Source organism: Nocardia sp. NPDC059691, from assembly GCF_042733915.1.
Classification (GTDB): Bacteria; Actinomycetota; Actinomycetes; order Mycobacteriales; family Mycobacteriaceae; genus Nocardia; species Nocardia sichangensis.
In genome coordinates this window covers 194355-208949 of sequence record NZ_JBHWFB010000008.1, presented here as the reverse complement: position 1 = coordinate 208949, position 14595 = coordinate 194355, and the positions used below count along the sequence as shown (strand labels likewise).

Annotated in this window: 13 protein-coding genes; 5 read left to right on the top strand and 8 right to left on the bottom strand. The window is 69.3% G+C overall.

Going from position 1 to position 14595, the window contains the following annotated elements; translation table 11 throughout:
• The first annotated feature begins 8 nt into the window (after positions 1-8).
• Entirely contained in the window at positions 9-461 is a 453-nt protein-coding gene (locus ACFV2O_RS19505; protein ID WP_355072822.1) for a 6,7-dimethyl-8-ribityllumazine synthase, read from the top strand.
• A 3-nt stretch (positions 462-464) separates the two neighbouring features.
• On the opposite strand, the gene ACFV2O_RS19500 is transcribed toward ACFV2O_RS19505, so the two are convergent.
• From ACFV2O_RS19500 to ACFV2O_RS19480, 5 genes are all read right to left on the bottom strand, one after another.
• The gene (locus tag ACFV2O_RS19500; RefSeq protein WP_379253004.1) at positions 465-1901 is read right to left on the bottom strand and encodes a metallopeptidase; all 1437 of its coding nucleotides are present in this window, start codon (positions 1899-1901) and stop codon (positions 465-467) included.
• A gap of 294 nt (positions 1902-2195) precedes the next feature.
• Positions 2196-3140 carry an endonuclease/exonuclease/phosphatase family protein gene (locus ACFV2O_RS19495; protein ID WP_379253003.1) on the bottom strand — a complete coding sequence of 315 codons (945 nt, stop codon included), beginning with the start codon at positions 3138-3140 and terminating at the stop codon, positions 2196-2198.
• Positions 3141-3278: 138 nt separating this feature from the next.
• On the bottom strand, positions 3279-3977 hold the full coding sequence (locus ACFV2O_RS19490) for a class I SAM-dependent methyltransferase (protein ID WP_379253002.1): 699 nt from the start codon (positions 3975-3977) through the stop codon (positions 3279-3281).
• A gap of 572 nt (positions 3978-4549) precedes the next feature.
• A complete protein-coding gene (locus ACFV2O_RS19485; protein WP_379253116.1) occupies positions 4550-5197 on the bottom strand; it encodes a cysteine hydrolase in 648 nt (215 codons plus the stop codon).
• Positions 5198-5199: 2 nt separating this feature from the next.
• A complete protein-coding gene (locus tag ACFV2O_RS19480) occupies positions 5200-5526 on the bottom strand; it encodes a hypothetical protein (protein WP_040865768.1) in 327 nt (108 codons plus the stop codon).
• Positions 5527-5632: 106 nt separating this feature from the next.
• Here ACFV2O_RS19480 and ACFV2O_RS19475 point away from each other — a divergent pair, with 106 nt between their 5' ends.
• Positions 5633-5968, top strand: coding sequence for a helix-turn-helix domain-containing protein (locus ACFV2O_RS19475; protein WP_355072814.1), 336 nt, complete (start codon positions 5633-5635; stop codon positions 5966-5968).
• 57 nt (positions 5969-6025) lie between these two features.
• On the opposite strand, the gene ACFV2O_RS19470 is transcribed toward ACFV2O_RS19475, so the two are convergent.
• The 3 genes from ACFV2O_RS19470 to ACFV2O_RS19460 all read right to left on the bottom strand — a co-directional run bounded on the left by ACFV2O_RS19470 (position 6026) and on the right by ACFV2O_RS19460 (position 12136).
• Positions 6026-9037, bottom strand: a complete 3012-nt coding sequence (locus tag ACFV2O_RS19470; protein ID WP_379253001.1) for a bifunctional [glutamine synthetase] adenylyltransferase/[glutamine synthetase]-adenylyl-L-tyrosine phosphorylase — start codon at positions 9035-9037, stop codon at positions 6026-6028.
• A gap of 58 nt (positions 9038-9095) precedes the next feature.
• On the bottom strand, positions 9096-10433 hold the full coding sequence (glnA, locus tag ACFV2O_RS19465; protein WP_379253000.1) for a type I glutamate--ammonia ligase: 1338 nt from the start codon (positions 10431-10433) through the stop codon (positions 9096-9098).
• Positions 10434-10597: 164 nt separating this feature from the next.
• Positions 10598-12136: an alpha/beta hydrolase gene (locus ACFV2O_RS19460; protein ID WP_379253115.1), complete on the bottom strand. Its 1539-nt coding sequence runs from the start codon at positions 12134-12136 to the stop codon at positions 10598-10600.
• A 187-nt stretch (positions 12137-12323) separates the two neighbouring features.
• Between ACFV2O_RS19460 and panB the strand changes: the two genes are divergently transcribed.
• From panB to ACFV2O_RS19445, 3 genes are all read left to right on the top strand, one after another.
• Complete coding sequence (gene panB, locus ACFV2O_RS19455) at positions 12324-13178, top strand: 3-methyl-2-oxobutanoate hydroxymethyltransferase (protein ID WP_379252999.1); 855 nt, start codon at positions 12324-12326, stop codon at positions 13176-13178.
• Between the two features lie 17 nt (positions 13179-13195).
• Complete coding sequence (locus ACFV2O_RS19450) at positions 13196-14053, top strand: phosphotransferase (RefSeq protein ID WP_379252998.1); 858 nt, start codon at positions 13196-13198, stop codon at positions 14051-14053.
• Between the two features lie 91 nt (positions 14054-14144).
• Positions 14145-14594 carry a hypothetical protein gene (locus ACFV2O_RS19445; protein ID WP_379252997.1) on the top strand — a complete coding sequence of 150 codons (450 nt, stop codon included), beginning with the start codon at positions 14145-14147 and terminating at the stop codon, positions 14592-14594.
• Position 14595: the final 1 nt, after the last annotated feature.

The following is a 14595-nucleotide window of genomic DNA, read 5'->3' as shown; positions in this document are numbered from 1 at the left end:
ATCTCTCCATGAGTACTACCGGATCCATCGCGTTCATCCGCGCCAGCTGGCACAGCTCGATCGTCGAGAAGGCGTACGAGGGCTTCCGCGCCGAATACGCCGACCTCGGTTTCGATCCCGCCGGCATCGACGTCTACGAGGTGCCGGGCGCCTTCGAGATCCCGCTGCACGCCAAGCGCCTGGCGCATTCCGGCCGGTACGCCGCGATCGTCGCGTCCGCGCTGGTGGTGGACGGCGGCATCTACCGGCACGATTTCGTCGCCTCGGCGGTGATCGACGGGCTGATGCGGGTCCAGCTGGACACGGACGTGCCGGTGTTCTCGGTCGTGCTCACCCCGCACCACTTCCACGAGCACAGCGAGCACGTCACGTACTTCACCGAGCATTTCGTCACCAAGGGCGCCGAGGCGGCCCGCGCGCTGGCGGGCACGCTCAGCTCGCTGCGATCGCTGCCGGTGTAGCGACTACCGGAACCTGGCCAGGCAGGCGCTCTCACCGTCCAGGACGCCGGTGCGGAACGCTTCGAGCCGCTGGTAGCCGCTCGGCACTACCTTTCCGTTCACGTCGGCGGCCGCCGCGCCGTCGGCGAGCAGGCCGGAGACCGCTTCGTCCAGATCGCCCGCGGACAGGTGCGGGTCGCTGCCCGGCTCGCTCAACTTGGTGGTCACCACGCCGCTGAGGCACGCGGTGCGCAGGCCCGCCGTCTCCGCGCCGGTCAGCGACAGCTTGCGATCCTGTTGCAGCGCGAGCACATAGCGCGAGACGAAGACGACGAACGCGTTGTAGTCGCCGTCCACGACCGCCGACAGCGGGTCGCCGTCGGTCATCGTTCCGCCGCGGCGGGCCAAGGCGGGCACGTCCGTGCCGATCCGGTTCGCGCTCGGGCAGTACGACACCGGCCGGGTGACGGTGCCGTCCGAGCAACCGCGGCCGACCCCGGAGTAGTCGAACTGCGGCGTCCGCGTGACCGGGAAGATCTTGGTCAGCGCCTGGCTCAGGCTGGTCAGCGCGGCGGCGTCCACCGGAAGTTGCGCCTGCTCCTCACCGGGCTCGAAGGTGGTGGGGAGATTGCCGCGGCGCTGGGCGATCTCCTTCCTGGTGATCTTCTTGCACCCGTCGGCGCCGTCGGTGTAACCGATTTGCACCGCCGTCACTCGCTCGAAGGCCGAGCCGTGCACGTTGTCCGGATCGTTCGGGTCCCGGTCGCGCACCGCCACCGTGGCGCCGAGCACGGCGTTGAGGCCGTCGGTGGTGTTGAGCGTGAAGTGCGCCGAATTCCCTTCGGCCACATGGCGCAGGAATACACCGCCGAGGCAGTCCGCCTGCTGTTCCTGCACGAGCGGCGGGGTCAGCAGGCCCGCGAGTCTGGCCTGCCCTTGGATGGCGTGCCCGTACTCATGGGCGAGCACCATCACCACCGCCATCTCGCCGTACTTCTGCACCAGTTTCGGCAGCAGGACACCCCGGTCCCAGCCGATGGTGTGGTCACCGCCGCAGTAGGCCGCGTTCACCACCTGGTAGGTGTCGGACTTGCAGAACTTGACCGACTGCGTTCTGGGCGCCTTGGCGTCCCAGGAGATGAACCTGGTCACCGGCTTGAACGTGCCGGGGAAGTGCGCGGGGTACTCCTTGGTCCAGAAGTCCTGCACGTCGGCGATGGTATTGAGGGCGAGCTTGTCGATGACGCCGCCATCACCGTTCTCCGCCGTGAGCGGCGCGTCCGGCACACCTTTGCGGGGACCGTTCGGGCCCGAAGCCGTCATCGACCCGGCCAGTTCCCAGGTGTCGGCGGGCGGCGAGACCTGCCGTGCGGCACGGTCGTTCGTGCCCTGCGCGCATCCGGCCGACACCAGCGCCACCACCGCGAGCACGGCCACACCGAATCGCCTGTACTTCCTCATCGAACTCGCCTCCCCGAGTACCGCGTCTCGGGCTCGCCGAGCGCTCACATCGTAATCGCCGCGAGCGCGCTGCGCGCATCACAGCGCCACGATCGTCTCCGGATCGGCAAGGCGCGCAGCACTTTCACACCTGGTCAAGCGCGCAGCAGGTCGGGTGCGGTCGATGATGGGAGCGGCCTCAGCGCGACAATCGAAGATCACCAGAAGCCGGCCGGGGCGCATCGCGACTTGCCGGCGGCGAAGTTCGATGTGGCGGCCGTCGCGCGTGGTCTGTGCGCGCCCGACAGTGTGGGGTCACTGAAGGTGGATGTGGGAGAGCAGCGCTCGATGATCGGAGCCGGGGACCGAGAGGGTGCGCACCTCTTCGGCGGTGGCGTCGGCGAGCAGGATGTGGTCGATGCCGATCACCGGTCCCCACGCGCGGTCGGCGGGGAAGGTGGGCAGCAGGCCTGCGCCTGCCTGGTCGGCCGCCGAGGCGAAGCTTCCGCGTAGCAGGTCGCGGAAGGCGGCGTGGTCACGGGTCGCGTTGAAATCCGCGCCCACGATGGCCGGGCCCCGTTGCGCGTCGAGGATTTCCCTGGTCTTGCGCATCTCCGTCTGCCACGCGGGAAAATCGAACGGCGGCGGGACCGGATGGAACGCGAAGACGGTGATCGGTCCCCGTTCGGGGTGATCCATCGTCGCGGAGATGTTGTTGAGGATGTATCCGTCGTATTTCTTGGTGTCGCGCAGCGGATATCGGCTGTAGATGCCGGTGCCGCCACCGCCGTCGCGGGTGGGCTCGGTGTAGTGGTAGGGCAGTTCACCCAGCAGGCCCGCGCCCGCCAACCGCTCCAGCGCGGCGTCGGTCAGTTCGTCCACGGTCAGCACGTCGACCCGGTCGTCCCGCACCGCGCGCACAACGGCGGCCGGGTCGGCGCCGCCGAACAGCAGATTCGACTGCATGACGGTCAGCTTCGGACCGTCGGCTGCCCGGCCCTGCGGCACGAACGCGGGCACCAGCGTCCACAGCGTCGCCGCCGCCAGCACCCCGGCGACAGCGGCGCTGCGCCATCCGCGCGCGATCAGCAAGAGCACCAGGCCCACGATCGCGCCGATCATGAAGTACGACGCCCCCGATGCGAGCAACACCAGCACTCGCCGCTGCCACGCAGCGAAGTGCAGCGCTATCCCGACGGCGCCTGCGGCTACTGCGCACCACCCCACACCGAACAATGCCCGGTCCATCCATCTACGCATGCGGTCGAGCCTAGGCAATGCCGGTGAAGCCCTTGATCCGGTGCAGCTCGAGACCGGCACAGAGGAAACCCGGCCACTTCGATGCCTGGCGATGTCCCTCGCCCGGGCGACGCACCTCGCGACTTCGCTGTCGGAGAATCAGCCCAGGTGGGCCGACAGCAGCCAGGCCGGAACCGACTTGCGGCCGCCGGGCTCGTCGCGTATCCCTTCGAAGCGGACAGGCGCGCCCTCGGGCAACTCCGCGGGCAAGTTGGCGTGAATTCGGGCCGGCCTGATCTCATCGATCGTCCAATACTTCGACACCACCTCCCGAAGCTCATCGGCGGTGACCGGCGATGGTCCCGGCTGGGGCACTTCGGGCAGGCCCGCCCGGTCGAACACGAGCGCGAAGTAGGACGCACCCGGCGCGGCGGCGCGTGCGATCGCCTGCTGGTAACCATCCCGCGACTCGACCGGGATCGAATGGAACAGCGTGCTGTCGACGATGGTGCCGAAGCGGCCGTCGTAGCCGGTGAAAGAAGTGATATCGGCGACCTCGAACGAAGCGCTCGTCAGGCCGCGCCGGGTTGCCTCGGCACGGGCCAGCTCGACCGCGGTCGGCGACAGATCCAATCCCACGATGGTGTAACCCCGCTCGGCCAGATACAGCGAGATCGCCGCCTCCCCGCAGCCGACGTCGAGCACGTCACCGTGGAATTTCCCTTCGTCGATCAGGGCGGCGAGTTCGGGTTGGGGTTCGCCGATACTCCACGGTGCTTTGACACCCGGACCGAACGGGCCGCCGGTGCCCCTATAGATGGCATCGAAATCGAAATCGAAATCCTCTGGCGTCGTCATAGCAAACGAATATCAGTGCATCTGCCCGATGTCGCGGACCCTCGCCCACGACGCGCTCGATCCGCTCGACGGGCGGGATGACACCGGGGCTGGGCGAGATCTCCCGCACCGCTCGACACGCCACTGATCGAGACCGGACCGTGGGCTGGGCGGCGGATCGTCGTCCATGACGAGGTCGGCCGGTCTACCCTTGGCCGAGAACTGATGGCGAGGTCACCGTCACGACCGCGAACGGGCTCGGCGACGAAGACCGGCTCGCCTTACGCCGGTTCGTCGATCGCTTCCAGACCTTGACCGGCGCCGCGAACACCCCACCGCAGGACGACCTGGCGTGCGGGAGTCCGTGACCCGGCCCGCGCAGTGGAGATCACCGCGCGGGCCTGGTGGTGATCCCACACCGAGCAGCGCCTCGTCCTGGCCGGTGGTCGACTTGGGCGCCGCTGGAGACCGCGCGCAGGAACGTGGATCGGCCGATTCGCTCCCTGCCGAGATATAGCGGCGCATTCGGCCGGGCGAGCAAGCTGAAGGCCACGAACCGGCACGCCGCGCGCACCGGTTCGGCGGCCGTAGCCTCAGTGGGCGTGCCGACTCATGGCCTCGGTCAGCGCGGCGGTGTCCGTGGTGAGCGATCCGCCGGTGAATTCGAGTGTGGCATGCGACCTTTCGGCCGCCGCCGGATGACCGGCGCCGCACGCGTCGGTGACGATGATCGGCAGATAACCCAGGTCCAGGCTGTGCCGAACCGTCGGCTCGATCCCCACCTCCATGGCGATGCCCGCCACGGCGTAGGTGTCGATGCCGCAGTCGCGCAGCGCGAAGTCCAGCGGGGTGGCCGCGAACGCCGACATGGTGATCTTGTCGAACACCACCTCGTCCGGACCCGGCGTCAACTCGGGCACCAAGTGGAATTGCGGCGAACCCTGCGGGAAGCTCGAACGCACGTCCGCCGGGTCGTCCACCCGCTGCCAGGACATCGCGGTGCGCAGCTGGGCGACGCCCGACGCCGCCACCGGCAAGGACATGTGCCGGGTGTAGAACACCCGGAAACCCCCCGCCCGGGCGGCGTCGCGCAGCCGCACGCACGCGCGCACGATCTCCTCGCCGCCGGGAATCTGCCGCACGATGCCGACCTGCATGTCGTAGATGAGCAGCGCCATCCGCGCCGGATCGCAGGCCTCCGGCACGGTCTGCGGGATGCTCAGGCCGAAGGCGTGGCGCATGCTCACGCGGTCCGGTCGTAGGGCTCGGCGACGTCCACGGCCGGATCCATCAGCGCCTCCAGCGGCAACGGCGCCTGCACCGGGACGAACGTCCATTCCAGGTATCCGGCCTTGGTGAGCGGGAAGTCCGCGACGTACTTCCGCGCCTCCTCGACGCTGTCGACCTCGAATACGATCACCACGCCGGGCTCGTCGGCGCGGGCGTAGTTCTCCCGGACGATGCCCGCCTTCCACAGCCGCCACACGTTGGCGACCTCCTCGGGCAGGTACGGGTTGATCGTCTCCAGGGTGACGCCTGGCTTGAAGCGGTCGAAAACGATGACCTTCACGATGTTTCGCTCCATGTCTGCGGTGGTCGATACGAACGGCATTCATGGAATCGCGATGATTACAGTGTTACAAGAACGCACTTTTCAGTGAGTACCCGGAGGACAGGTGCCCGACAAGCGCTACAACTGCGCCGTGGAGGTGACCGTCGACCTGATCGGCGGCAAGTGGAAGCCGGTGATCCTGGCCCACTTGAAGGAGGGTGTGCACCGCTACGGCGAGTTGCGCAGGCGGATGCCGACCACCAGCGAGAAGATGCTGGTCCAGCAGTTGCGCGAACTGGAGTCCGACGGCCTGGTCCGGCGCACCACCTTCGACACGGTGCCTCCGCAGGTCGAATACACCCTCACCGACGAGGGCCGCACCCTCGTCCCGGTCCTCACCGCGCTCTACGACTGGGGCGAACAGCGCGCGGCCCGCGCGGGTCTCACCGTCGGTCCTTGAGCCGGCCGCGGGCTCGATTTCGTCAGGCCGAAAGGGACGTGCGCGCGGACAGGAACCTCACGCGCCGAAGACTCGTTCGACGACCGCTTTGGCGCGCCGGGTGACGCGCATGTAGTGGTCGAGGAATTCGCTGCCGTCGTCGTTGGGCCACCCCGCGACGCGGGCGACGGCGGAAAGCAGCCGCCCCGGACCCGGTAGCTGATCGCTGGGTTTGCCGCGTACCAGGACCAAGGCGTTGCGGGCATTGGTGGCGGTCAGCCACGCGTCGCGCAGCAGCGCCACGTCCTGCGCGTCCAGCAGCTCGGTCCGCTCGATCACATCCAGCGCCTCGAGTGTGGAGGTGTTGTGCAAGCCGGGCACCTCGTGGGCGTGCCGCAGCTGCACCAGCTGAACCGTCCACTCGATGTCGGCCAGGCCCCCGCGCCCCAGTTTGGTGTGCGTGGCCGGATCGGCGCCGCGGGGCAGCCGCTCGGCGTCCACTCTGGCCTTGATCCGCCGGATCTCGCGCACCGCCTCGGCGGACACACCGCCCTCCGGGTACCGCACCTTGTCGATGACGTGCAGGAAACGCACCCCGAGTTCCTGGTCACCGGCCACTTGGTGCGCGCGCAGCAACGCCTGCACCTCCCAGGGTTGCGCCCACTGCTGGTAGTACGCCGCGTAGGCGGCCAACGTGCGCACCAGCGCGCCGTTGCGCCCCTCCGGACGCAGCCCGGCGTCCACGTGCAGCGGCGGGTCGGTGCTCGGCGCGCCGAGCAGCTGCTGCACCCGGTCGGCCACCCCGATCGCCCACTTCACCGCCTTGGTCTCGTCCTCGCCCGGCCGCGGGTCGCAGACGAACAGCACGTCCGCGTCCGAGCCGTACCCGAGCTCCATGCCACCGAGTCGGCCCATGCCGATAACCGCGATGTCGGCAGGCGCGGGCGCACCCCGCTCCGCTTCGCCCGCCCGGATCACCGCACGCAACGACGCCTCGAGCACCGCCACCCACACCGACGACAACGCCCGGCACACCTGCGGCACTTCGAGCATGCCCAGCAGATCGGCCGACGCCACCCGCGCGAGTTCGTGCCTGCGCAGCGAACGGGCCGCGGCGACGGCGCGTTTCGGGTCCTCGTAGCGCGCGGCGGCGGTGAGGATGCCGCGGGCCACCTCGTCGGGCTGCGGTCCGAGCAGCAGCGGGCCGCTCGGGCCGTCGGCGTACATCCGGATCGTCTCCGGCGCGTTGATCAGCAGATCGGGCAGGTACTCGGAGGAGCCGAGCACGATCATCAGCCGCTGGGCGATCGCCCCCTCGTCGCGCAGTTCGCGCAGGAACCAGATCTGGTCGGCGAGCCCCTCCGACACGCGGCGATAGGCCAGCAGGCCCGCGTCGGGATTCGGTGTCTCACCGAGCCATTCGAGCAGCGTCGGCAGCAGCAGGGCTTGGATGCGCCCTTTGCGCGACACGCCGCCGGTGAGGGCCTTCAGGTGGCCGAGGGCGTGTTCCGGCGCCGCGTAGCCGAGAGCGGCCAGCTGCCGGATTGCGGCTTCGGGGCTCAGGCGCAGCGCGTCGGGTTCCAGCCGCACCACCGAATCCAGCAGCGGCCGGTAGAACAGCTTGGCGTGCAAGCGCCGCACGCGCACCGCGTTCCGGCGGATCTCGCTGCCCAGCACACCCACCGCGTCCTGCCTGCCGTCGGGCCGGATGTGCGCCGCGCGGGCCAGCCAGCGCATGCCCTCCTCGTCGTCGTCGGCCGGCAGGGTGTGGGTGCGACGCAACCGCTGAAGCTGGAGCCGGTGTTCCAGCAGCCGCAGGAACTCGTAGGAAGCCGTGAGATTGGCCGCGTCGTCGCGACCGACGTAGCCGCCCGCGGCCAGCGCGGTCAGCGCCTCGACGGTGCCCTGCACGTGCAGCGTCTCGTCCACCCGCCCGTGCACCAATTGCAGGAGCTGCACGGCGAATTCGACGTCCCGGAGGCTGCCGCGCCCCAACTTGAGTTCGCGTTCGCGCAGATCGGCGGGCACCAGATCCTCCACGCGGCGGCGCATCGCCTGCACGTCGGCGACGAAATCGGGACGCTCCGACGCCGACCACACCATCGGCATGAGCGCGGCTCGGTACTGCTCGCCGAGCGCGATGTCACCGGTCGCCGGACGATTCTTCAGCAGCGCCTGGAACTCCCAGGTGCGTGCCCAGCGCTTGTAGTAAGCGATGTGCGAATCCAGCGTCCGCACCAGCGCACCGGCCTTGCCCTCCGGCCGCAGCGCCGCATCTACCTCGAAGAACGCCTGGCTCGCCACGCTCATCATCTCCGCGGCCAGACGCGTGGCGGTGGCGTCGGCGGGCTCGGCGACGAACACCACGTCGACGTCGCTGACATAGTTCAATTCGCGCGCGCCGCACTTGCCCATCGCGATCACGCCCAGCCGCACCGGCACCGGCTCGTCCTTGCAGACCCGCGCCACCGCCACCGCCAGCGCAGCGGTCAACGCGGCGTCGGCCAGGTCGGTGAGCTGCCTGCCGACCACCTGGTAGGGCAGCACGGGCTCGTTCTCCACCGTGGCCGCCAGATCCAGCGCGGCCAGCAGCATCAAGTGATCGCGGTACCGCTTGCGCAGCGACGCCGCCACTTCGGGCCCCGAGATCGCGGCGCGGAACAGCATCGGGGTCGCGTTCGGCCCCTCCTCCGGTGCCGCGTCGACCACGGCGAGCAGATCGGCGATCAGCTCGTCGCGTCCAGGTAACTCCTTGCGGCGCAAGCCTTCCCACGACTCCGGCGCCGCGACGAGATGATCGCCGAACGCGCTGGAGGAGCCGAGCAGCGCGAACAGCCTGCCCCGCAGCGACGTATCCGTACGGATGGCCGAATCGATCGCGTCCCAACCGTCCCCGATGCTCTCGCGCAATCGCATGAGCGTGCTCAACGCGAGATCGGCGTCCGGCGCGCGGGACAGCGACCACAGCACGGGAATGCTCTCGACGTTGTCCCAGCCCAATTCGCGCAGCGACGCGGCGGCGGACGGCTCGAGCAATCCGAGCCGACCGACACCGGGGACAGCGGAGCGCGCAGAGGGGGGCCGGACCATGGTTCTCAAATTACCTGGCCGCGATCGGGGGCACGCCGCCCCCGGGGCATCGCTCGGATTACAACCCCAGGTATTCCTTGAGCTCGAACGGCGTGACCTGGCTGCGGTAGTCCGCCCACTCCCGGCGCTTGTTGCGCAGGAAGAAGTCGAACACGTGCTCGCCCAGGGTCTCGGCGACCAACTCGGAGCGCTCCATCGCTTGCAGCGCCTCGTCCAGCGTGCCGGGCAGCTCGCGGAAGCCCATCGCGCGCCGCTCGGCGACGGTCAGCGACCACACGTCGTCCTCGGCCTCCGGCGGCAGCGTGTAGCCCTTCTCGATGCCACGCAGACCGGCCGCGAGCAGCACGGCGAAGGCCAGGTAGGGGTTGCACGCGGAATCGGGGCTGCGGATCTCGACGCGCCGCGAGGAGGCCTTGTTCGGTGTGTACATCGGCACACGGACCAGGGCGGAGCGGTTGGACCGGCCCCACGAGGCCGCCGTGGGCGCCTCGCCGCCGTGGATGAGGCGCTTGTAGGAGTTGACCCACTGGTTGGTGACCGCGCTGATCTCCGGGGCGTGCTCGAGGATGCCCGCGATGAACGCGCGCGCCGTCTCCGACAGGTTGATCGGGTCGTCGGGGTCGTGGAAGGCGTTGGTCTCGCCCTCGAACAGGCTCATGTGCGTGTGCATCGCCGAGCCCGGGTACTGGGCGAACGGCTTGGGCATGAAGGTCGCGCGCACGCCCTCGTCGATGGCCACTTCCTTGATCAGGTAGCGGAAAGTCATCACGTTGTCTGCCATGGACAACGCGTCGGCATAGCGCAGGTCGATCTCCTGCTGACCCGGAGCGCCCTCGTGGTGGCTGAACTCCACGGAGATGCCCATGGACTCCAGCGCGTCGATGGCGTGGCGGCGGAAGTTCGGCGCCGAATCGTGCACGGCCTGGTCGAAGAAGCCGCCGGTGTCGGCGGGGACCGGGACGCCGTCACGCGTGCCGTTCTCCAGCAGGAAGAACTCGATCTCGGGGTGCACGTAGCAGCTGAAGCCGACGTCGCCCGCCTTGTTCAGCTGACGGCGCAGCACGTGGCGCGGGTCGGCCCAGGACGGCGAGCCGTCCGGCATGGTGATGTCGCAGAACATGCGCGCGGAGTGCTGATGGCCCTTGCTCGTGGCCCACGGCAGCACCTGGAAGGTCGACGGATCCGGCCGGGCGACCATGTCGGCCTCCGAGACACGGGCGAAGCCCTCGATGGCCGAGCCGTCGAAACCGATACCCTCTTCGAACGCGCCCTCCAGCTCGGCGGGCGCGATCGCGACGGACTTCAGGTAACCCAAGACGTCGGTGAACCAGAGACGTACGAAGCGGATGTCCCGCTCTTCGAGCGTCCGCAGCACGAATTCCTTCTGGCGATCCATGTCCGCGAGCGTAAGCATCCGGCGTTAAATCTGTGTTACATACACGCTTAAGATTGCTGACCTGGTTTTTTCGGAAGACTCCGCACAGTCGGATCGTCCGGTTTGTGAGATTCTTCCGGACCGGGCAGCATCGCGTGACCGATCAGCAACCGCGCGCGCCCGGCTCAGCAGGTGAGGCCGGAGGCGGGCTCGGTCAGGTCGACCAGATAGGCGATCACCGCGTCGTCGACGCAGGGGACGCCGCCCGCCAGCGCCACCGTGTGCCGGTTGCCCTGATAGGTGATCAGCGCGGCGCCCAACTGGTCGGCCAGGTCGACTCCGGCCTGGTACGGCGTCGCCGGGTCCTCGGTGGTCGACACCACCACCGTCTTCGGCAGACCGGTCACCGAGATGCGATGCGGTTCACTCGTGTTCGGCACCGGCCAGGCGGTGCACAGCTCCAGCGGCGCCGCGCCGGTGCCGCGCCCGTCGTCCAGGAACGGGGCCGCTTTCCGGTATTCGGCGTCCTGGCGTCCGGCGACCCCGCGATCGGTGATGCGCGGATCGTCCACGCAGCGGATCGCGTTGAACGCGTCGCTGGTGTTGGCGTAAGTGCCGTCGTCGCGACGTCCGTCGTACAGGTCGGCCAGGGCCAGCAGCGTATCGCCGCGCCCGTCGCGCAGCTCGGACAGCCCGAGCGTGAGCACCTTCCACAATTCGTCGGTGTAGAGCGCCTGGCGCACGCCGGTGAGCGCGTCGCCGTAGGTCAGACCCCGCGGATCGGTGGTCGGCGCCGGCTTGTCCCACAGCGGGTTCACCAACGCGCGGAACCGCGGCACCGCCTGCGCCGGGTCGGCGCCAAGCGGGCAGTCGGGCTGCCGCGCGCAGTCGGCGGCGTAGGCGTCGAACACCTTCTGGAAGCCCGCCGCCTGGCGCAGCGACTCCTGCACCGGATCCTGCGAGGAGTCGATGGCGCCGTCCAGCACCATGGCGCGCACGTGGTCGGGGAACCGCTCCGCGTACGCCGAACCGATCTTGGTGCCGTAGGAGTAGCCGACGTAGGTCAGCTTCGCGTCGCCGAGCGCGGCGCGCATGATGTCGAGGTCCTGCACGACCTCGCGGGTGCCGACGTGGGCGAGGAACTCCTTCCCGGTCCGATCGGCGCAGCGGCCCGCGTACCGGCGGTTGTCGGCCTCGGCGTCGGCGATGCCCGCCGGGGTGTAGTCGTCCTCCGGCTCGGCGCGCTCGGAGTCCTGCTCCTGGGGTGTCTGGCAGACGATCGAGGGGGTGGAAGAACCGACGCCGCGCGGGTCGAAGCCGATCCGGTCGAAGCGCTCGGCCAATTCCGTCTTGTTGCCGAGCGACGACAGGCCGAGACCTGACTCCCCCGGGCCACCCGGGTTCATCACCAGCGAACCGACCCGCCGCCCGGTCGCCCGCGTCCGGGAGATCGCGATCTGGGCGGTCGGCCCGTCGGGCGCCGCGTAGTCCACCGGCACGGTGATCCGGGCGCACTCGGTGCTCGGCGGCAGCCGGTCGTCCGGCCCGCCGAATCCGGTGCAGTCACCCCACTGCACCGCCTGGCCGTAGAACTTCTCCAGCCCGGTGGGCGGCGTGGGCGCAGGCTGCCCCGTTTCGGTGCGGGTCACGGCGCACCCCGCAACCAGCACAGCCAGCGACGCCAGCACCGCCACCGGGAGTGCACCGCGCCCATTCCGCACCATCGACATGCTGTCGATACTGCCATCGGGCGAACGCGGTGGCCGCCCCGGGCAAACCCGCGCCGTGCTGTGACCAATCGCACCGGTCATCGGCCTTAATCCGCCTCGGTGGCGGGTGGCACACTGAAATCGTCAGACACTCCCGGGGACCCGGACGGGCCCCGAGGCGACACAGACGAAAGGGACGATGATGTCCGTATCCGACTCGGAAACCCCTGCCTACGGTGCGGCGCCCGCCGAGCCCAAGAAGATGCGCAAGACCCGGGTGCACCACCTGCAGCAGATGAAAGCCGACGGTGAACGCTGGGCGATGCTGACCGCCTACGACTATTCCTCGGCGCGGCTGTTCGAAGAAGCGGGCATTCCCGTGCTGCTGGTCGGCGATTCCGCGGCCAACGTGGTGTACGGCTACGACACCACCGTGCCGATCACTGTCGACGAGCTCATCCCGCTGGTGCGCGGGGTGGTGCGCGGCGCGCCGCACGCGCTGGTCGTGGCCGACCTGCCGTTCGGCACCTACGAGTCCTCCCCGCAGCAGGCGCTGGCGACGGCGACCCGGTTCATGAAGGAGGGCGGGGCGCACGCGGTGAAGCTGGAAGGCGGCGAGCGGGTCGCCGAGCAGATCGCGCTGATCACCGCGGCGGGCATCCCGGTCATGGCGCACATCGGCTTCACCCCGCAGAGCGTGAACACCCTCGGCGGATTCCGCGTGCAGGGTCGTGGCGACGGCGCCGAGCAACTGATCGCCGACGCCATCGCCGTTCAGGAGGCGGGCGCGTTCTCCGTGGTGATGGAGATGGTCCCGGCCGAACTGGCGGGGCAGGTCACCCGCAAGCTGACCATTCCGACCGTCGGCATCGGCGCGGGCGCCGACACCGACGCGCAGGTGCTGGTCTGGCAGGACATGGCAGGCTACACCAGCGGCAAGACCGCGAAGTTCGTCAAGCGCTTCGGCAACGTCGGCGACGAATTGCGTGCCGCCGCCGCTGCCTACGCCGACGAAGTGCGCCGGGGCACCTTCCCCGCGGCGGAGCACAGCTTCTGAACGGCGATTCCGTAGAGATGACGGGTCGGGCGGCGCGCGCACCGGTCGCGCTGCTCGGCCAACCGCTGGACCCTATGGTCAGCTGGGCGCACACCGTGCTGCACGCCCGGAACATCGAGATCACCGGTACAGCGGTCGAGACCAAGCGGCGCGCTTGGTCGCTGCTGGCCCGCATCCCCACCGACGCGGGCACGATGTGGGTGAAGGCGAACGCTCGCGCCTTCGCCCACGAGGGTCCGCTGTTGCGGCTACTCGCCCGCCTCCGTCCCGGTAGCGTGCTGCAACCGCTTGCGGTGCATGCGGAAAACGGCTGGCTGCTCAGTCCGGACGGCGGCGCGACCGCTGACGGCTTCGGTGACGGCTGGCCCGCGCTTGTCCGCCATTACGCCGATCTCCAGCACTCGCTCGCCGCGCACGTGGAGGACATGCGCGCCACCGGCATCCCCTACTTGCCACCGGGCGAACTGATCGGCATCTACCGGCATTTCGAGTCGCGGGCACCCGGGCTCGGCGACCGCATCGAAGCGGCCGCCGCCGCTCTGGCCGAATCCGGCAGACTCAGCATCGAACACAACGACCTGCACCCAGGCAATGTTTTCGCGCGCGAGCCTGGACCTGGTCTGCTGTTCGACTGGGGTGACGCGGTGATCACCCATCCGTTCCTATCCCACCGCGTGTTGCACAGCCCTTATCGCGCGGAGTACTTCGCCCACTGGCGACAGTTGGAGCACGTATCCGAAGCCGAGATCGCCACGGCCGAACGCCTGGCCCCTTTGGTCGCGCTGCATCCGTGGCGCACCGTGGAAAGCGCCGAGCCTGCCTTCGACCGCGTCCGCCAGGACCTGCTCGACGAGCTGCGCGCGCACTTCGGCTGAACTCTTCCCACCGAAAACGGCCGGTTCGGGCCGGTCGGCGGAATCAATGGCAGACTCGATGCCGACAATACCGACACGACCAGAGGTACCCATGCCGTACAGCCGTTGGATTTCACGCAGCACCCTGCTGGTGGCGGGCGCTCTCACCGCCGCCGCGCTGACCGCTTGCGGCAGCGACTCGGGCCCGGCGCCCACCGGCAGCTCGAGTTCCACCACGGTGTCGGCCACCGCCGCTCCCGGCACGACCTCCGGCCGCGTCACGCCGACGAGCCCGGAGATCTCAGACGCGGCCGCGATCCAGCTGTGCGACATGATCCGGCCGGAGCTGTCCAATTGGCGGATCCAAGGCGGGACGCTGGGCAAGATCGGGCTGAACGCCCTGGTGCACGAGTGGGCGCTGCGCAACGGCGGCATCAACGGCGCGGTACTGGCCGACAAGCCGATCGTCGACCGCGCCACCGTCAAGAGCTGCCCGGATGTCCGTCAGCAGGCCGTGGAGGCGCTGGGCATCCCGGATCTGGCCTCGGGCCTGGCGTTCTGAG